Origin of the sequence: Paenibacillus sp. FSL R5-0345 (genome assembly GCF_000758585.1) — a bacterium.
Taxonomy (GTDB): Bacteria; Bacillota; Bacilli; order Paenibacillales; family Paenibacillaceae; genus Paenibacillus_AQ.
The window spans coordinates 5048029-5068789 of sequence record NZ_CP009281.1; the positions used below are offsets into that span (position 1 = coordinate 5048029).

General features: G+C 46.3%; 16 protein-coding genes. All 16 read right to left on the bottom strand.

Annotated features, from left to right (window positions below; genetic code table 11):
• Nucleotides 1–59 precede the first annotated feature (59 nt).
• Entirely contained in the window at nt 60–1007 is a 948-nt protein-coding gene (spoIIGA, locus tag R50345_RS22395; protein WP_042132391.1) for a sigma-E processing peptidase SpoIIGA, read from the bottom strand.
• 459 nt (nt 1008–1466) lie between these two features.
• The gene (ftsZ, locus tag R50345_RS22400; protein ID WP_042130228.1) at nt 1467–2588 is read right to left on the bottom strand and encodes a cell division protein FtsZ; all 1122 of its coding nucleotides are present in this window, start codon (nt 2586–2588) and stop codon (nt 1467–1469) included.
• A 61-nt stretch (nt 2589–2649) separates the two neighbouring features.
• Nucleotides 2650–3912, bottom strand: coding sequence for a cell division protein FtsA (gene ftsA / locus R50345_RS22405; RefSeq protein WP_042130230.1), 1263 nt, complete (start codon nt 3910–3912; stop codon nt 2650–2652).
• Nucleotides 3913–4266: 354 nt separating this feature from the next.
• Entirely contained in the window at nt 4267–5037 is a 771-nt protein-coding gene (locus R50345_RS22410; RefSeq protein WP_042130232.1) for a cell division protein FtsQ/DivIB, read from the bottom strand.
• A 63-nt stretch (nt 5038–5100) separates the two neighbouring features.
• On the bottom strand, nt 5101–6384 hold the full coding sequence (gene murA / locus R50345_RS22415) for a UDP-N-acetylglucosamine 1-carboxyvinyltransferase (RefSeq protein ID WP_042130234.1): 1284 nt from the start codon (nt 6382–6384) through the stop codon (nt 5101–5103).
• Nucleotides 6385–6692: 308 nt separating this feature from the next.
• Complete coding sequence (gene murG, locus R50345_RS22420) at nt 6693–7805, bottom strand: undecaprenyldiphospho-muramoylpentapeptide beta-N-acetylglucosaminyltransferase (RefSeq protein ID WP_042130236.1); 1113 nt, start codon at nt 7803–7805, stop codon at nt 6693–6695.
• Nucleotides 7806–7810: 5 nt separating this feature from the next.
• Nucleotides 7811–8908 (bottom strand): stage V sporulation protein E, encoded by a 1098-nt coding sequence (gene spoVE / locus R50345_RS22425; protein WP_042130238.1) that lies wholly within the window; start codon nt 8906–8908, stop codon nt 7811–7813.
• Nucleotides 8909–8962: 54 nt separating this feature from the next.
• A complete protein-coding gene (gene murD, locus R50345_RS22430) occupies nt 8963–10384 on the bottom strand; it encodes a UDP-N-acetylmuramoyl-L-alanine--D-glutamate ligase (RefSeq protein ID WP_042130239.1) in 1422 nt (473 codons plus the stop codon).
• A 3-nt stretch (nt 10385–10387) separates the two neighbouring features.
• Nucleotides 10388–11353 (bottom strand): phospho-N-acetylmuramoyl-pentapeptide-transferase, encoded by a 966-nt coding sequence (mraY, locus tag R50345_RS22435; RefSeq protein ID WP_042130241.1) that lies wholly within the window; start codon nt 11351–11353, stop codon nt 10388–10390.
• A gap of 21 nt (nt 11354–11374) precedes the next feature.
• Entirely contained in the window at nt 11375–12781 is a 1407-nt protein-coding gene (locus R50345_RS22440) for a UDP-N-acetylmuramoyl-tripeptide--D-alanyl-D-alanine ligase (RefSeq protein WP_042130242.1), read from the bottom strand.
• Nucleotides 12778–14265 carry a UDP-N-acetylmuramoyl-L-alanyl-D-glutamate--2,6-diaminopimelate ligase gene (locus R50345_RS22445; RefSeq protein ID WP_042130243.1) on the bottom strand — a complete coding sequence of 496 codons (1488 nt, stop codon included), beginning with the start codon at nt 14263–14265 and terminating at the stop codon, nt 12778–12780. The genes R50345_RS22440 and R50345_RS22445 overlap by 4 nt, the downstream gene beginning before the upstream one ends.
• 55 nt (nt 14266–14320) lie before the next feature.
• A complete protein-coding gene (locus tag R50345_RS22450; protein WP_042130246.1) occupies nt 14321–16246 on the bottom strand; it encodes a stage V sporulation protein D in 1926 nt (641 codons plus the stop codon).
• Nucleotides 16247–16326: 80 nt separating this feature from the next.
• Nucleotides 16327–18492, bottom strand: a complete 2166-nt coding sequence (locus tag R50345_RS22455) for a penicillin-binding transpeptidase domain-containing protein (RefSeq protein WP_231573881.1) — start codon at nt 18490–18492, stop codon at nt 16327–16329.
• 112 nt (nt 18493–18604) lie between these two features.
• Entirely contained in the window at nt 18605–18997 is a 393-nt protein-coding gene (locus tag R50345_RS22460; protein ID WP_042130250.1) for a septum formation initiator family protein, read from the bottom strand.
• A gap of 23 nt (nt 18998–19020) precedes the next feature.
• Nucleotides 19021–19974 carry a 16S rRNA (cytosine(1402)-N(4))-methyltransferase RsmH gene (gene rsmH, locus R50345_RS22465; protein ID WP_042130253.1) on the bottom strand — a complete coding sequence of 318 codons (954 nt, stop codon included), beginning with the start codon at nt 19972–19974 and terminating at the stop codon, nt 19021–19023.
• Nucleotides 19975–20010: 36 nt separating this feature from the next.
• Nucleotides 20011–20448, bottom strand: a complete 438-nt coding sequence (gene mraZ, locus R50345_RS22470) for a division/cell wall cluster transcriptional repressor MraZ (RefSeq protein ID WP_042130255.1) — start codon at nt 20446–20448, stop codon at nt 20011–20013.
• Nucleotides 20449–20761 lie beyond the last annotated feature (313 nt).

Genomic DNA, 20761 nt, shown 5'->3' on the forward strand with positions numbered 1-20761 from the left:
ATGAAGCTTTCAATTCCCGCTTTCAGCCCTCAAAAGTTTAGCTCAGCTAGATTTTAAGATTAGGAAGGTAGTGCTGCATCAGTAGTGCTCTCTCTTTGAGTTAAATCCGGATGAATGATCGCCCGATAGGCCCCATCTCCAGACAGTGTCCCGCCATCCAGCCCAATTAAAACTCTTTTACTATAAAAGGTATCTTCACCAAGCTTTATTGTCACAAGGTCCGGCTTCAGTGCGAGCATAAATGATGACCCTCGGTTAATCCCCCTATAAGGTACTAGCCGCATCCTATCCTGCCAAGCGAACGACTGCCCGTCCGTTTCTAGCAAAAGTCTGTCCGCACCATCCTGAGTGAGTCTCCCTTTCCATGTAGCAGGCAGATGCCCCTCCCATAGCGTCGATTCCATCACCATCACCGGAATGCGAGTCAAAGGGTCACAGAGCCGGTTACCTGTGTCTAACAGGCCAGGACAGGAAACACTTACCCCATCAATTTCAACAACCACCTCACCGATATAGGTTTCAAGCTGCTCCCTTCTGATTCGTGAAGATTGCACTGCCTTGAAGCAGATTAACACCAGGGGAAATACCGCAATGACAAACCAGAAGCCGATCTTTAAGCCGTAAGCATGCCCTCCTGAAGCGGTGAACATAATACCATTCCAAATCTCGCTGGAGCTCTGCAACAAATAGTGAATACCAACGATCCCACCCGCAGCTGCAAAATTGATAATATAGAAAGCTCCCATAGTGCGAAGGTAGCTTTGCAGACTCCCAAAACCAAAGGCAATCCATAGCATAACCACCGACAATCCAAACTTAATAAGGAAGGTATACATGAAAGACAGTTCCGGTACAAACATCATCACCACATACAGTGCGCCAACAAGTGCTGAGAGGATTAAACGCCACCATGAGATTCTCAGCTTAACCATCCAGCCTGTCAGCCACAAAAGAATTCCGTCGATCACTAGATTGGCGGCGAATATCAAGTCAATATAAACAACCAGTGCATTCACCTGCTTAATGGCGGAATCTATCCTGTAGCCAAAATGGATCAGGCTCTGTTTTTTGGACGATATGATTAGTATAGAAAGTCTCGCATTCAAAGTCTGTCTAAACTTGGGGGGCATTCTTGCGGTTTTTTTGTCGAGTTATAGCGCGTGAGGATTTATTCCTTCTTTATGGAAATTCTTTAAAACTGCAAATATATAGCTTTATCCTTACTTTTGGCTAGAAATCATTTTCTGGTGCAAGAAAAGCTGCAGATTGGCAGGATTCGCCACCGGACGGCGCTTGGCGGTTTCCAGTTATCGTTAACGTTTAGCCAACCATGAACATCTGTGAGCCACACCATGCTGTTGACTCTCTTGATCGATCCTTACTTACATGTATGCAAAAAACACCGTACCGCCATAGCTAATCAGCTAAGCGATACGGTGTTCTCGTATAATCTTAATACTTTTTAATTAATCGTTGTTGCCCCGAGTCCGATTACGCAGGAACGTCGGAATATCGAGCTGATCAGAAGAACTCTGATTGCCGAAAGGACGTAAATTAGCTGAACTCTTATCCGGTGCTGCCGCAGGCTCGTTATTCGTCGAGACTGGACGACGTCCTGGAGTTTCAGGCGATGGTTTATGTTCAAAGCCAGTAGCAATTACTGTTACTTTGATATCATCCTTCAGGCCTTCATCAATAATCGCACCAAAGATCATATTCACTTCAGGATCAGACGCGGATGTAACGATCTCAGCCGCTTCATTAACTTCATATAGAGAGAGGTTGGATCCTCCCGTAATGTTCATGATTACGCCGCGGGCGCCTTCAATAGACGTTTCCAAGAGTGGGCTCATAATGGCTTTACGTGCTGCTTCAGACGCACGGTTCTCACCATTTGCAATACCAATACCCATAAGCGCTGAACCGCGCTCTGTCATAATCGTCTTTACATCCGCAAAGTCAAGGTTAATCAGACCAGGAACCTTAATTAGGTCAGAGATACCTTGAACAGCCTGCCGGAGAACATTATCTGCTTCACGGAAAGCTTCCAACATCGGTGTTTTCTTATCAACGATCTCAAGCAAACGGTCATTTGGAATGACGATTAGCGTATCGACTTTTTCTTTCAAAGCTTCGATTCCAAGCATTGCCTGATTATATCGTTTTCTTCCTTCAAAAGTGAACGGGCGAGTAACTACACCCACAGTCAAGGCTCCACACTCTCTAGCAATTTCAGCTATAACTGGTGCTGCACCTGTTCCAGTACCGCCACCCATCCCTGCAGTAACAAACACCATATCTGCGCCCTTAAGGGTATTAGAGATTAAGTCACGGGATTCTTCCGCTGCCTTCTTACCGACTTCAGGATTAGCTCCTGCACCCAACCCGCGGGTCAGCTTGTCCCCGATTTGCAGCTTGTGCTCCGATTTGGCCATATGCAACGCTTGGGCGTCTGTATTAACCGTAATAAATTCTACACCCTGAACGCCATTTTCAATCATCCGGTTGACAGCATTACTACCGCCGCCGCCCACGCCGATGACTTTTATTTGCGCCAAGCTCTCCATTTCAAAATCAAATTCTAACATATTGTTCCATCTCCCCCTCAATGTGCTTGGATGGCCAGTCCAAGTATATCTGGACTTACACTTATATAAACTCGCTGAACATGTTCTTTAGACGCTCGACAAACCCGGTCTTATGAACCGTTTCCTGATTTGGAGCAGCGTTCTGCTTACTCCGGTTGACCGTCTTTTTGTTGCTGCTTCCGCCACTACTTCTTCCACGGAAGCTACGGACAACATTATGCAGGATACCGACACCTCCGGTAAACCCAGGGTCCCGCACACCGATATAATCCGGTACAGCGATGCGTACAGATGCGGCCAGCTCAGTCTGAGCCGCTTTTAATACGCCAGGCATCGAGACAGTTCCACCCGTTAGTATATAACCTCCAGGCAGTTCACTGTAACCAAGCCGTTTCACTTCCTGTTTAATCAGATGGAAGATTTCTTGCACCCGTGGCTCGATAATTGCCGCTAAATCCTCTTGGTTAAATTCCTTCTCCACGTTACTGCCAATGCGCAGCACTTTGAAGACAACGTCAGAAGCTGCATCGTCAATCCATGCGCAACCATACTTCAGCTTTACTTTCTCCGCTTGATCAGTAAGTGTACGTAGTCCGTATGCAATGTCATTAGTTACAAATTCTCCTCCGATCGGAATCGTGGAGGTTGCACAAAGGGAACTTTCTTCGTATATGGCGATCGTTGTCGACCCGGCACCGATATCAACCAGAACAGATCCCATCGATTTCTCGTCCTTGGATAGCGCCAATCCACCAGCTCCAAGAGACATCAGCACAAGATCCTTCACTTTCAGTCCTGATTTCTCAACACAGCGTAGTAGATTATGTATTGGCGTCTTAGCACCCGTAATGATGGTTGCGTCAACTTCAAGACGAACGCCAATCATCCCGCGCGGGTCCTGAATACCTTCGAGACCATCGACGATAAATTGTTTAGGAACAACATCAATCACTTCTCGCTCCGGAGGCATTGCGATGACTTCCGCAGCTTTAATAACGCGATCGATATCATCCTCACCGATTTCACGATCCTCATTCTGAACGGCCACGACACCGTGGCTGGATTGCAGGCCAATATGATTACCGGAAATGCCTACATAAACCTCTGATATTTGAATACCCACCATTTGCTCTGCATGATCTATAGCACTTTTGATCGATTGCACAGTTTGGTCGATATCTACAATCGCGCCTTTACGTATTCCTTCCGAATCAGCAGATCCAACGCCAATAATATTAAAGGTTCCATTGGTAACTTCCCCAATTATTGCCCGAACTTTGGATGTACCGATGTCCAAACTAACAATGATGTCATTGTTGCTCAAGTCCTATGGCACCTCCTGTTATAATCGAAATAATTTGCATAACCTTATCCCTGTCCCGGGAAACTTCTCTGTACATATTCAACATACCTAACCCTTTCCCTCTTTTTTCTACAAATTTTTTGAACGGAATAATATTCCAACATCCCTTAATGTGAATAGTTAATCATAATTTTTTATAAGAATGACAAATATCACAAGAAATATAAGCCTTTTTTTGGTTATTTGAACATTTACAACCACATAAAGCATTATATTTCAAAAAAATCGAAGAAAAAAGAGGGATATAGCTTCTTGCCCGTAAATCCGATTGTAGCATTTTTTTAACTCTATTAGTAGGGACTATTGACCTCTACTCTACTCTTGCACATCTTTTTGCTCATCGCCCTTTTGCTCCTCACTTTCGACCTGAAAAGGAACATACGAGTCGGCTTCCAGCATCGTGATAAGTCCAGGCTCCTTGGTCTCTATTACCTGATTCAAATAGGACACTTTACTCTTCAATAAAGAGATAGATGTAATCACCTCGAAACGGGATCTTGTATAGAGCTTGATACGGTCTGGAAATGACAAAGTTGGTGAGGGAACAATCTCAGAAATATCACTTGTCAACTCATTAGCAATACTTCCTAGCGTTTGACATAGGATAGCCTTATTAGGATCGGCTGGATCCCAGTTAGTTAATATAGGCTTCTCTACAGCAATACCAGTCTCATTAATAGACACCGCTGCCCCACTCGACAGAATCGCCTTTAAGACGCCCCCCTGTTCCAGTTCATAGGCCACCGCAGGAAATTCTTCAATCTTCACTGTGATTACCCCGGGGAAATCCTTCTTTACGGTCACATTCTTAACCGTCTTAAGCTCTAACAGAGATTGTTCCACATCCTTCGTAGAAACAGCAAAGAATTGTCCACCTATATGAATTCCACTTTGCGAGAGTAATTCTTCACTAGTAGAATACTTGCTTCCCTGAAAATCTATCACTGTAATGTGACTAATAGACGATCTGAAAAAAATCACAGCAAGAAGTGCAGTGAACAATAGCAGCAGGATCGCCGTAATTTTACGGCTCATTTTTTTCTTAGGCTTGTCCTCTTTAAGAAGAGGTAATCGGGTTGTTGTCATTCTCATATCTCCGTAATAAGGCCCTGTCTCCTTCCTAGCTAGAACTGAAGGAGACAGGGAGCTTTAATTGGCCAAATCAAGTGGATCCGGTATGGGTACCTTGCGGCTTATACGCGCGCCAAGCTTCTGAAACAGCATCTCTATTCCATCATACCCACGGTCAATGTGGTGTGCTTGCTCAACGACTGTAGTCCCTTGTGCAGCAAGACCAGCAATGACCAGAGCAGCACCAGCCCGCAAATCAGTAGCTTCCACAGTAGCACCATACAATCTCTGAACACCGCGTATAAACGCACGATTCAAGTCGATAGAAATATCAGCGCCCATCCGAGCCATTTCTTCAACATGCTTGAATCGTCCCTCAAACACCGTCTCTTTGATTACACTGAAGCCATCGGCAAGAGACAACAGCACCATGACCTGAGATTGCAGATCTGTTGGGAAAGAAGGATAAGGAGAAGTCACAATTCTCTCAACAGCACGCGGGCGCCCCATACAACTGACATTAATTATATCATTGCACACTGTGATTTGAACACCAGCCCGCTTGAGCACATGAATAAGCGAAGTCAGATGCCCCGCGTTGGCATGTGTCAAAGTCACATTCCCCCGTGTAGCCGCCGCCGCAATCATTACGGTTCCAGCCACAATCCGGTCAGGTATCACCTCGTACGTACAGGGATACAGGTTCTTAACACCTTGAATCGTAATGGTGTCCGTACCTGCACCTATAATCTGAGCACCCATACTATTCAAAAATTGCTGCAAGTCCTGTATCTCCGGCTCTCTCGCTGCCCCCGATATCGTTGTTGTACCCTCTGCCTTTGCGGCAGCCATCATAATATTCTCCGTTGCCCCTACACTTGGATAGTCGAGATGAATATCACTCCCTATAAGCTTAGAGCCTCGACAGAATATTCGTCCATTGCTCTCTTCGATCTCCGCACCAAGCGCCTTAAGCCCTTGTAGATGAAGATCGATTTTACGCTCTCCGATTGCACAGCCCCCTGGCTGATAGATCGTTACCTCTCCAAATCTGGATAACAGCGGTCCCATTAGAAAAATAGAAGATCTCATCTGCCGCATTAAATCCTCAGGGATATGAGATGTCCCGACGGCAGACGTATCTATCGTCACCGTATCCTCTTGATGCACGCACCTGCAGCCCAGCCGATCTAGGATGTCTAGCATAGTCTCGATGTCCAGCAGCTTCGGCACATTATGCAGTGAGTGAACTCCTTCGGCCAGCAGGCTTGCCGCTAGAATCGGCAGCGCCGCATTTTTTGCTCCATGGATACGAATGGTGCCTGACAGGGGATTTCCACCCTCAATCACCAATTTGTCCAATGTATCACCTCCGAGATTACCGCTCACCCACCACAAACACTTCCGTTAAAAGCTCATATGAAATGTACAAGTATAAACGTCTTCGGCGTCCTTTATAAGGACGATAGGCGTTTAAGCGAGAAATATAAGGATAATGTATAACGTGAAACTTATACTTTCTTATATTTCAAGAATATCCTGCACTACATCTCAGGTTTGGAAGTGTCCTGGGTGATTGTCACGATTATAGGATTATCCTATGTTCGTTCCTCCAAGTGTGTGACAGAGAGCTGCCAATAAGGAAAACCCATATAGAAAAAGAGGATTTCTTAAGACTTCTTACCTGTAAGTCTTCGGAGCTCGCTTGTGATCACTGCTGCAGAATCTCTTTTGCCGAGTCGCTTGGAAGCCGCGGACATCTGCTCACGCACTTCGTCTGCTCCGATGATTTTTTGAACCACCTCATAAAGAGCCGTGCCGTTTAAATCTTTCTCAAGCAGCACCACAGCAGCACCCTCACGTTCCAGCTGTCTTGCATTCGCTTCCTGATGGTTGTTAGTCACGTTAGGAGAAGGAATGAGTACAGAGGGAATACCCAGCGCTGTAATCTCAGCGAGAAAAGATGCTCCAGCCCGATTAACGATCAAAGAGGTACAAGCCAACACCTCTGGCATATTATGAACATAAGGAAGGACATGCAACCAGTTTGGTAAGCTACCCAGCTTTTGACGCAATTCCACCCGGGTCTCTTCAAAATAGGGTTCACCAGTAACATACACATAATGAACACCATTACCCTTACCCACTAATGGGGCCATTTCAATCATGGCTCTATTAATAGCCTTAGCTCCCTGGCTGCCTCCAACTACCAAAACTACAGTACTGCCATCCGAAATACCCAGCGATGCGAATCCTCGTTGCGGACTTGCTGTAGTAACTGTTGTAGCACGTGGGTTACCAGTATAAATCACATGCTTGCTCCCCGGAAAAGAGGACTCTGTGCCTTCAAAACTTACGGCAACCGTACTCGCATATCGACTCAAAAAGCGATTAGTTAAACCTGGTATAGCATTTTGTTCATGGATCAAAGTAGGAATACCTAACCGGGATGCAGCATAAACAACCGGACCACATACATAACCGCCTGTTCCAATCACAACATCTGGCTTGAATTCTCTTAACATCTCTTTGGAAGCCTTAACACCCTTCAAGAAACGCATCACGGTCTTGACGTTGTCTATGGACAGCTTGCGCCGAAAACCGGTGATGTCAATAGATTTGAAAGGGATATTTTCTTGTGGAACAAGCTTACTCTCTAAGCCACGCGATCCACCTATATACAGGAAGGTAGATTTGCTATCTTCCAACTCCATTTGCCTAGCAACAGCGAGCGCAGGATAGATATGTCCACCCGTGCCTCCGCCGCTTAATACGATACGCATCTCTTTCACCTCGCAAAACGGGATAAGTTCAATAGAATGCCAAGGGATGTCAGCATCAGTGTAAGCGAAGACCCGCCATAGCTAATCAGAGGAAGCGTGATGCCTGTTACAGGCATTAGACCGATAACAACACCAATATTAATAATGACTTGCACAGCCACCATACAGACGATGCCAACGGCCAGATAGCTTCCAAAACGGTCAGGCAGACTCATCGCCACCTTCATCCCACGCCAGATTAGAATAAGAAATAGGATCAACACAGCCAAACCACCGATAAACCCCAGCTCCTCGGCCAATATAGAAAAAATAAAATCAGTTTGTGGCTCAGGAACATAACTGTACTTCTGCCGACTCATTCCTAATCCGAGACCACCGAGCCCCCCAGGACCGATCGCATATAGCGACTGAATAATCTGGTAGCCTGCACCAAGGGGGTCGGACCAAGGATCAAGAAAAGCGGTAATCCGCTGCAGCCGGTAAGGCGCTGCTGCAATCAAAGCAACAAACCCTGCTGCTCCAGCTACGCCAAGTGAAAGTAAATGCTTCATTCTAGCCCCAGCTGTGAAGACCATCATCAAGGCTGCACCAAACATAACAGTGCCTGTACCCAGATCCGGCTGCAGCATAATCAGTGCGAAGGCTGACCCAATGAGCGCAAGCGGTGGGAGCAAGCCGCGTGTGAAGGAGGTGATGTCGTATTCCTCTTTTCCTAGCCAGTTGGCTAAGAATAGAATCATCCCCATCTTCATGAACTCGGAAGGCTGAATCCCGAAAGAGCTAATTCCTAGCCAACTGCGCGCGCCCCCACGTACTACACCAATACCGGGGATAAGCACAATAACAAGTAAGAAAAAGCAGATCAGAAGTGCCGGCTTAGCCAGCTTTTTCAACACCCTGTAATCGGTATTCGCCGTAACGAACATTGCGACTAGTCCCAGTCCTGCAAACAAAAGCTGTCTTTTTACAAAGTAAAACGAATCTCCATAATTGCGGAAGCCCAGAACGGACCCGGCGCTGTATACCATCACCATGCCGATCACCAGCAAAGATAGAATAGGAATCAGCAACCAAATATCGGGAGCATGACGAGTTTTGTTCATCAGGAGCACACCTCTTGCATCCGTAGTAGGGATGGGGCTTATCCACCCCCCTACTTAAAGGTTATGCACCGCCTCTTTAAAAATACGCCCGCGCTCTTCATAGGATGTAAACATATCCCAACTTGCACATGCAGGAGACAAAAGAACGATATCTCCTTCTTCCGCCAGAGCGGAAGCTTCCTGCACAGCTTGCTCAAGCACGGCGGCGGCACTCTCCCCATTATCGACGGAGATAATCTGCTTTAATCCTGCCAGCTGCGCTACATTCGTTAGCTTGTCCTTAGTTTCCCCTAACGCTACTAGCGCTTTAACACGACCGCTCAGGACAGGCAGCAGCTCCAAATAATCGGAACCACGGTCTAATCCGCCAGCGATCAGCACTACGGGGCGTTTGAAGGACGTTAATGCCATAATCGTCGCTTTGGAGTTCGTTGCTTTGGAATTATTATAATAAGTGGCCCCAGCCTTATCAGCTACATACTCCAGCCGGTGCTCCACACCGCGAAACGAAGCAAGCACTTCGCCCAATAAAGAAGGGTCAGCTCCAGCAGCAATGGCAATGGCACATGCAGCCAGTGCATTTCCCACGTTGAAACGCCCCGGAAGGCCAATGGAATCTACATCAGCAATGATTGTTTCTTGTTCTGCAGATTCGCGGTAGATGATCCGGCGCTTCAGGTCGTCGTCTTGATCCGTAATATAGGACGGGCTAACAAACACACCATGAGTGAGCTCCTCGGACATAGAGAACGGAAGAATAGTAGCCTTCATATATGGCACAAGTTCCCGGCAAAAGGGATCGTCCCAGTTCAGCACAGCCGTATCCGTAGCTACTTGATTAGCGAACAGCTTTGCTTTGGAATCGACATAATCCTTCATGCTCCCATGATAATCCAGGTGGGTCTCCGCAATATTCAACAAACAGCCTATTTTGGGGCGGAAAGTTTCCGTACCTTTGAGCTGGAAGCTGCTGAGTTCGACCACCATCCAGTTATCCTCTGTAGCTTCTTGCGCAGCCTCACAGAGAGGCGTGCCAATGTTACCTGCAACAATCGGATTCATACCTGCGGCTTCCAGCATTTGACCCACCCAGGTCGTCGTTGTTGTCTTGCCATTGGATCCCGTGATGCCAATCATCGGCGCTGCACAAAGACGGTAAGCAACCTCTACCTCTGTAACTACTTCAATGCCAAGCTCAAGAGCCTTTTGCACAGGAGGCGCAGAATAAGGAATGCCTGGATTCTTAATGACCAGACTTACACCTTCATGAATCAGTCCATCCGGATGCCCACCGCTTATAACACAAATTCCCAAAGATTCCAATTCGGAAGCTTCGGGACTTTGATCTCTTTCCTTTTTATCGTTCACCGTAACTACAGCGCCTCGATCATGCAGCACTTTAGCAACCTGGACACCGCTTTTTGCGAGCCCAAGAACTACAACTTCTTCACCACGATACATATCTGGATGTTTCATTCGCTACAACCCCTTGCTAATAAATAGTCCAACAGCGGCTAATACCAAACTTACCGCCCAGAACGAAATTACCACACGCCATTCCGACCAGCCACCAAGTTCAAAATGATGGTGAATCGGGCTCATTCTAAATACACGTTTTCCACGGGTTTTGAAAGAGACCACCTGTATCACGACAGATAACATTTCCACCACAAACACACCGCCAATGATAAGAAACAGCAGTTCGCTCTTCGTGACAATAGCAATTGCACCTATCGCGCCGCCAATACCAAATGATCCGGTATCTCCCATGAACACCTTAGCTGGATGGGCGTTAAAGACCAGAAACCCGAGAACTGCCCCAATCATTGCCGCTGCGCACACTCCAGCTGCAATCGAGGTAGCCTGCATAGCTACAACAGCATAAGCCGCCAAAGCAATAGCACTTACTCCTGACAGCAAACCATCTACTCCATCAGTAAAGTTAACAGCATTCGTTACGGCCATCATCATAATGATAATGAATGGATAGTAGAAAAAGCCGCCCCAGTCAAAGCTGAAATCAGTTCCCGGAACGCTGATACTTGTGCTATGTCCAGCAGAAATTAGCAGACCGCACATTACAGCACCTACCAACAGCTGTCCGAACAATTTTTGACGCGCAGTAAGACCCAACGAACGCTTGAATACGATTTTGATATAATCATCCAAAAATCCGATCAGTCCAAAACCAAGCGTAGCCACTAGTAGTACGTAAAAATCGTTATTCACCACAGAAAATTTCAGATAAGCCAATGTAAAAGCCACGATGATTACGATACCGCCCATCGTTGGCGTTCCCGCTTTCTTTAAATGGGATTGCGGTCCGTCATCTCGCACCTGCTGTCCGAATTTCATCCTGCGCAGAAGCGGAATGAAGAGCGGAGCGGCAATGACCGCAAGGATAAAAGAAACAGCAATAGTCAATAACAATAGTTGATAATCCATGGGTGCACCCCCTCCATTTATTTAGGTCTGTTTATTCTCTTGATTAAGGCTCTGAAGTACTTCCTCAAGCCTCATCCCTCTAGATCCTTTGAACAGAACAATATCCTTAGAACTGCATTTCTCGATAAGAGCAGCTGTTAATTCTGACTTATCTGTAAAAGCCAGCACACGCTCGTTACCGAATCTTTCCTTCGCAGCTTCTGCAATATGGACTGACAATGGGCCATAGGTATATACAAAATCAGTCACTGCGGGGTCAAGGTAGTAGCCAATTTCTTTATGAAACTGTATTTCATCCGGCCCTAGTTCCAGCATGTCCCCCAGTACTGCGATTTTTTTGCCACTGCATTTCATAGTTTGGAGCACGTCAATGGCCGCCTTCATAGAAGTCGGACTGGCATTATAAGCATCATTCAAAAGTGTAAGCCCGGAAGAAGCCCGAATCACTTCAATCCGCATGCCCGTCAACTTGAGCTTACTTAACCCATTCTCTACATTTTGATCCGTTACCCCAAAATGGCGAGCGACCGCTAATGCAGCCAACGCGTTAACAACGTTATGCTGACCTGGCAGCGGTAATGTAAAAGCATGTTCCTTATGAAGGTTTGACGTAAACGTCATACCACCATTATGGGACATCATCCCTGTCGGATAATCATCATTATCCCCGTTCAGGCCAAAACGAAAGGATACCATCCCCTCCGGAGCCTCAAAAGTGGACTCTTGCATTACCTCAGTCAGCAGCGGTTCATCACCGTTATAAATTAGCAATCCACCGGGCTTTAACCCTTCAACTATCTCCAGCTTGGCACGGGCAATTTCTTTGCGTGATCCTAGTTGCAGCAGATGCGACTCGCCTATATTAGTAATGACTGCAATATCAGGTCTAGCCAAAGAAGCCAGCAGAGCAATTTCTCCCCGCGAGCTCATACCCATTTCAAGAACAGCAATCTCTGTATCCTCAGCCATAGATAGAATCGTAAGCGGAAGACCAATATGATTATTGAAGTTCCCCTCTGTCTTATGCACCTTGTACTGCATTTCGAGCAAGGCCATGATGATGTCTTTTGTCGTTGTTTTTCCGTTGCTGCCCGTAACAGCGACAACCTTTGGAGCGACCTCATTCAAGTACGCAGCGGACAGCTTTTGAAGCGCCTCTAGCGTATCTTCAACAATAATGACCCCGCCGCCCTCAGGTGCAGGACCTTTATCACGCTGCCACAAGGTCCCTGCAGCGCCAGCAGCAAGAGCTGAAGCAGCATAATGATGACCATCAAATTTGTCACCCGATAGAGGGACAAATAGACAGCCTGTTGTTATCTTACGGGAGTCAGTAACGACGCCCGTAAGAGGTATATTCATAGCTTCGGCAGCAGGAAGTTCACCTGCGCACATCACAGCAATTTGTCCCAGTGTTCTTGTAATCAATAGCTTCGACCCCTTATAACTTCTTTAGCGACGATGCGGTCATCGAAATCGTGAACCACTCCACCAATTAGTTGATAGGTCTCATGACCTTTCCCCGCAATCAATACTACATCGCCAGAGCTTGCCATTTCAATAGCCTTCCCAATCGCTTCACGGCGATCAACAATCATATGATATCGATCAGAGGTAACTCCATCCTCCACTAATCCTGCTTCTATATCCTTCAGAATTAGCCCAGGGTCCTCCGTCCGAGGGTTGTCAGAGGTTACGAACACCATATCGCTATATTTTGCGGCTATCTTACCCATTAAAGGGCGTTTTGTGCGATCTCTGTCTCCTCCACAGCCAAACACAGTAAGCACTTTTCCTGTAGCAAATTCGCAGACCGTTCTTAATACATTTTCCAGCCCGTCTGGTGTATGTGCATAGTCAACGATAACGGCATATTCTTGCCCCTCATCCACTGACTCCACCCGTCCAGCTACCCCATCAATCGCCTCAAGACTAGTCTTGATATCTGACAATGACACATCTTCCAACAGTGCAGCCGTAATTGCTGCAAGTGCATTATAGACATTGAACTTGCCAACCATACGAAGTGAAATGTCCGTCTCACCCTTAAACGTATCCACATGGAAAAAAGTTCCTTTTGCAGTGATCGATATTTGCGAAGCCCTGACATTAGCGTTGTTATCAATGCCATATGTAATCACTTCCGCCGCAGTTTGGGCTGCAAAATAATGGCTGGCTTCATCATCAGCATTAAGTACTGCATATTTACGTTCTTCTTTCCAAGGGGAGATCACATTTCCTAGTCTAGAGAAGAAGAGACCTTTAACCGCCCGATACTCCTCCATTGTATGATGATAATCCAGATGATCCTGGGTTAAGTTCGTAAATATTGCCGTACGGAAGTCCGCACCCTTCACACGTCCTTGCTGAAGCGCGTGAGAGGAAACCTCCATTACACAACACTCCACACCTTTGGATGCCATATCATGAAGCGAGCGCTGCAGATCTAGCGATTCTGGAGTAGTGCCTGACATCGGATAGCTTTGGCCGTCATAACGCATTTGAATGGTTCCAATCAGACCCGTCTTCATATTCTGGTCTTGCATAATCCGCTCAATAAGATAAGTCGTTGTTGTCTTACCATTTGTACCCGTAACGCCGATCATTCTCATACGGCTGCTAGGTGAGCCAAAGAATGCATTCGACATGACAGACATCGCGAACCGGCAGTCGTCGACAACGATCTGTGGAATATCAAGCTCTAGCTTACGCTCACATACGATAGCGGATGCTCCAGAGGCTACAGCTTGCGGAGCATACTTGTGTCCGTCTACGGTGTGACCGGGTAAACAAATAAATAGATCTCCCGGACTTACACGGCGGGAATCCGTCTGAAGATCAGTAATCTCCACCTCCCCATCCCCATATAGACGCGAAGTAGCAAGACAAGCAGACAATTCATTAACTTTCATAGTAATCCCTCACTCTACATTTTCGGATACGAACTTAAACCTTATACCTTTATCATTATTCACTAGAAGCTCCCATATAAATCCTGATGGTTGAGCCCTGTTCTACTCTAGCCCCAGCTTTCGGAGCTTGGTTGATGACTGTATTGCCGGAGCCTGAACGCGCCAGATTAAAATTCATATTTAAATCCTCATAGATATCCTGCACCGTTGCTCCTGTAAGATCAGGCACGGTCACAATCGGAGTTTCCCCATACTTATACGTTTTTGGAAGCTGGTCACTGCGTTCCGGGACTTTCATATAGTGTAGTGAGTCCTCCAAAATATTCTGCACAATTGGAGCTGCAACAACACCTCCGAATTGAATCCCTTTCGGGTTATCAACCGCAGTATACACCACAATTTGTGGATCATCCGCAGGTGCAAAACCTATAAAAGAAACGATGTGCTCCGTTGGAGAATAACGTCCGTTAATGACCTTTTGTGCAGTACCCGTCTTACCACCTACACGATAGCCGTCTATGAAAGCCGGCCGTCCCGTGCCTTTGGCAACTACGCTCTCAAGTGCTGCCCGCACCTTCTTAGACGTTTCCTCCGAAATAACTTGCCGTACAAGCTCTGGCTTTACTTCCGATACGGTTTCACCAGTTTCCGGATTCACCCATGCTTTTGATACATGCGGTTTATAGAGATTACCACCGTTAATAGCGGCCGATACCGCAGCAATCTGCTGAATAGGCGTAACCGAGACCCCTTGGCCGAAGGCTGTAGTCGAGAGTTCTACCGGACCTACTTGATTGAGCTTGAACAGAATCCCATTAGATTCTCCATTTAAATCAATTCCGGTTTTGCTGCCGAAGCCAAAATCACGGATATATTTGAAGAGCGTTTCTTTTCCCAACCGTTGCCCAAGAGCGACAAACCCGGGGTTACAGGAGTTCTCAACTACTTGTAGAAAGGTTTGACTGCCGTGCCCGCCTTTTTTCCAACAGCGCAGCTTTGCACCTGCAACTTCGATAAACCCGGGATCATAGAAATGATCATTTTGCAGGTCTACCTTCCCTTCTTGCAGTGCTGCAGCCAGTGTGATGATTTTGAACGTCGAACCAGGTTCGTAGGTCATCCAAATGGGCAAATTCCGATTATAGATCTGTGGATCATATTCCTTATATAGCCCCGGTTCATAACCAGGTCTACTAGCCATGGCCAGAATCTCACCATTCTTCGGATTCATCGCTATAGCCCAAGCACCCTGCGCCTGATATTTTACCATAGCTTGATCAAGCTCGCGCTCCATAATGGATTGAATCTGTTTATCAATCGTCAATTGCAGATTAAGTCCATCCTGAGGGGCAGAATACTTCTCCGATGATCCAGGCATGAGTCTTCCACCTGCATCAGACAAATACGAAATATTGCCTGCTATGCCTTTAAGCAAATTGTCGTATATGTTCTCGACTCCGGTAATCCCTTGGTTATCAATACCTGTAAAGCCTAGGATGTGTGCGGCAAGATCGCCGTAAGGATAATACCTTTTGCTATCCTCAGCGACAACGATGCCCGGCAACTGCAAATCACGGATGCTCGCGGCAAGTTCCATCGTAATTTTGCGGCCGCCGGGCTGAAGTTTCACCGACATTGATTTTTTAGTCAGCAAGCTCATCAGCTTCTCCTCGGTCATCCCAAGCAGAGGCGCCAATTGCTGCGCTGTCTTTTCCTTCTCCTTTACCTGCACAGGCACCGCATAAACTGTAGGTGTGCTGATATTATAGGCCAGCGGTATTCCTTCACGATCCAAAATTTCACCACGCTTGGCGGTAAAAGGAATATTGCGGCGCAAGGAATCTTCTACCTTGTCACTTAATTTCTCGCCTTGGGATAATTGCACGTAAGCAAGACGCACGACCAGCGAACCGAATAACACTGCCAGTCCCAGCAGCGTCCACAGCATTCTCCGCCGTGTTACAACTTTCGAAACCTTCATTCCGTTCTCCCCCGCTTTCACCTATAGACATGAGCTCTTATCTTCATGACTATTCGGGACAAACAGGGGTTAGAACAAGCCTATGGCCCGCTCTCCGATTCTGTACCCTCATCAGCAGATGAGGATGCAGGAACATCTTCACTATTATCGTTTAATGGCTTCATCTTCAAGGTTACCAATGTCTTGCCGTTCTTTGTTCCTTCAATCTGTTCCGAGACATATCCTTCGCCTTCTACCGCAATCTCCACTTTTAGTAGGGTAAGAACCTCAAGTGCATCACGCAGAGACTCTCCTTGTAACTTAGGAATAGTAGGCTTGTCCCCTTGCTTGCTTAATAGATATATACGCTGTCCTTGAACAAGCTTGGTTCCAGCCTCTGGATATTGGGTTTCAACAGAAGCTCCTTCACCGACCACTTCAAAATCAAAGCCTTGATCCAGAAGCGTTTCTCTTGCTTCCTTCATCGTTTTCCCCGTCAGATCAGGTGTGGTCCGGAGCGCAGGGGCATCTGTTTTAACTGTTTTTTTACTATCCTTATCGCTAGTTTCAGTTGCCAACTTTGGAACTCCCATGTATTGGAGAGACTGAGATACGATTTCTTTAAATACAGGAGCTGCAGCTTTACCACCGCCAACCTCAACGTTCGGTTCATCAATAATAACAATAACAGCGATTTTTGGATCATTCACAGGCGCATAACCAATAAAGGAAACCAGTACTTTGGACTTCACGTAATCCTTACCTTCAACCTTGATAGCCGTTCCTGTCTTCCCTGCCACACGGTAACCTTCAATATGAGCGTTGCGTCCGGTTCCTTTGACTTGGTCGGCAACAACCTGCTCCAAATATTCACCGGTTTTCTTGGCGCTTGCCTCATCAATCACCTGACGCACTACACTAGGCTGAGTAACCTTAGTGTCTCCGGTGTTTGGGTTCGTAACCTCTTTCACCACATACGGAGTCATCAGTTTCCCTCCATTAGCGATGGCAGATACAGCAACCAACTGTTGAAGCGGCGTGACACCTATTACTCCGTGCCCATAAGCAAGTGTAGCAATTTCAATAGGTCGGTTAAGATTCGGATTTACGAACCCCTTTGCTTCTCCTGGCAGGTCAATGCCAGTCTTCTCATTGAAGCCAAAATCATCAATATACTGTAAAAGTCTGTCTTGTCCTAGCATTTCATAAAGTTTTACAAAAAGGACGTTACTAGACCGCTTCACACCTTCGAGGAAACTGATTTGTCCCCAACCGGAACGATTAATATCATGTAATGCCTTACTGTATCCCTTAATTCTGATAGATCCTGACAAAAATGTAGCTACAGGATCAAAAAGCTTCTCTTCTACAGCTGCAGCAAGTGTAACAATTTTGAAGGTCGAACCAGGCTCGTAAGTTGATTTAATAGCATGATTATAGAAACCTGCGCCTTCAGCCCCTGTTTTCCAAAATTCATTTGGATTAAAGGTAGGCATATTCGCCATCCCCAAAATCTCCATTGTATTCGGATCAGCGGCAATGACACTCATACTTTTCGGCTTATATTGCGCATATGCCTTTTCCATAGCCTCTTGTATATATTTCTGGATCGTACTGTCGATTGTAAGCTTGAAATTACTTCCATTTACTACGGGTTTATAGGTATCTTTCGAATCCGGCAGCTTAACCCCTTGACCGTCACTTTGATAAAGCAGCTTGCCATCGGAACCCTTAAGCTGTTCATCTAAGGATTTTTCCAGACCCATAATCGCCTTGCCATCCCGATCTGTATACCCTAAAATATGCGCAGCAAGCGAACCCTTAGGGTAATATCGTTTCTGCTCTCTAACCAGACCAATCCCAGTCTCTTGAATTTTATGTTCTTTACCTAGGGCTACATAAAATTCTTTCACCTTATCAGCAAGTTCCTGATCGATCTTCCAGCCTTCGTTACGAACTTCACGGTTCTTGAGGTATTTGCCGTTCTCGTCTTTAGCTTCTATCAGCTTCCGTAGCTCATCTTCCGGCTTGCCGAGTAGCTCATGCAATCCCTTGACGACCTCATCACCGATTCCCTTTTCAGCAATGACTGCCGGATTCACAACCACAGTATAAGCGGGGACATCACTAGCGAGCACACTCCCATTACGGTCAGAAATCGTCCCTCGCTCTGCTTTGATAGTCGAGGTATGCGCCCAAAGTGTAGCAGCCTTTTCTTGCCAATCCGAACCCTCCACAACTTGAATCCAGAACACTCTAGCTATCAAAACAAGAAAAAAGAGGGTAATACACCCTCCTATAAACAGCGTGCGAAGTTTTATTCTCTTTACCATAAGCGAACCTCACAACTTTTTTTATTGCGATCTTGCCAATCGCTCACTAATTATCGCCTTCAGTCGATAGCGGACTCGCCGGAATAAATATGGTAGTATTTTCATCCGGTGCTACGTAGCCAAGATCCTTTGCCTTTTGGGCAACCTTCTGCTCCAAATTTTGCTTCTCCATCTCATACGTGGAAATCTGCTTCTTAGCACTCGCTATCTCCTTATCTAATTTCTGGGCCTGCAAGTTCAAATCATAAATATGAACGTAACGTGAAATCAGGGTGATAGCCACCAAAACGCATACTCCTAGCGTCAGCATATACAAAAGTTTCTCTTGCAGCGGAAGTACTCTTCGTTTGGTAACTACTTTTGTCTTCTCGCGGTAAAGGGGGTTTACCTCTTCTTTTCTTTTGGGCTGAACTGCTAAATTGCCGCGGGTATAGGCCATCTCTGACTCTCCTTTATCGTCAATTACAATTTTTCTGCAATGCGCAGCTTAGCTGAACGGGCTCGAGTATTAAGCTCAAGCTCTTCCTCAGAGGGCACAAGCGGTTTGCGGTTGATTAACTTAAGCGTGCCTTTCGCGCCGCATACACAAAACGGAAAGTCAGGCGGGCATGTACATCTGCTTAAATAACTGCTTAGTATTTGTTTGCAAATTCGGTCCTCGAGTGAATGAAAAGTGATAACGGAGACTCTACCTTCTGGTGCAAGGCAACGTACTGCGCTATGTAATCCTTCTTCAAAAGCACCCAACTCGTCATTAACAGCAATCCGTAAACCTTGAAAGCTCCGTTTAGCGGGATGCCCTCCCGTTCTTCGTGCAGCAGCCGGAATACCTTCCTTGATAAGCTCTGCTAATTCTCCGGTGGTCTCCACAGGACTTTCTTCTCTTCTGTCTACAATTTTCTTAGCGATTCTTCGCGAGAACTTCTCTTCTCCATATTGAAAAAGCACACGGGCGATCTCTTGCTCAGACCACGTATTCACAATATCAGCAGCCGTTAAAAGGGCTGTCTGATCCATACGCATGTCCAGCGGAGCATCATGATTGTAACTAAATCCGCGCTCTCCCTCATCAAACTGCGGAGATGATACGCCAAGATCAAAGAGCACTCCATCCACTTGGGGAATGCCATCTTTTTGTGGTACAAAGGGCACATCCTTTAGTACACTCTCCAGATCACGGAAATTGGTCTTAATAAGTACAACCTTGTCTCCGTATTCGGCCAGTCTCTCTTTAGCGTTCTCCAGCGCCCAATCATCTTGGTCCAAACAGATTAATCGGCCTTCGCCGCTAAGCTTGGAAGCAATTAGTGAGCTGTGACCCGCTCCACCGAGAGTGCAATCTACATAGATTCCGTCTTTTTTGATGTGCAGCCCTTCTGTCGCTTCTTCTTTAAGCACCGTGATGTGGTGAAACAAGCTGCATCCCTCCAGGACAGTATTCGATATTGTGTTTTATAGATCAAAATTGAAATCCACCAATTTTTCGGCAATTTCGTTGAACGATTCCTCGGACTGTTCGAAGTACTGCTCCCATAGCTCTTTGTTCCAGATTTCCACCCGGTTCGAAACGCCCAGAATAACACAGTCTTTGTCCAGTTTGGCATACTGCCTTAAATTGGCCGGCAGGTTTACCCTTCCCTGCTTATCCCATACACATTCTGTTGCGCCTGAGAAAAAAAAGCGGCTGAATGCGCGGGCATCTGATTTCATCAGTGAAAGGCTTTTTAGCTTTTGTTCCATGATTGCCCATTCTTCCATGGGATAAACAAATAGACAGGAGTCTAGGCCGCGGGTCGCCACAAAGGAGGTTCCAAGCAATTCACGAAGTTTAGCCGGAATAATGATTCGGCCTTTGTCGTCAATGCTGTGTTGATACTCTCCCATGAACATCCTTTTCCCACCCCTAATCCCCGAATCCCCACTTTGCCCCACTTTTCACCACTTAAGCATAATAGATTCGCCATTAAAAATCAAAAACCTTTTTCTGGCGCAAGGAAATTTTTTCTAAATCAGATAGATCATTACCCGAAAAACATTTCTCCACCTAGCATAAACGCCTGGAGCATCCTAATACGGACGTTTAGCGTCTAAATGTGTAATATAAAAAAAGCCATACAATCGGAATCTTGTCCGTTGCATGGCTTTTCAAGCATAAACGTCCTCGGCGTCCTTTTAAGGACGCGAAACGTTTAAGCGAGAAATA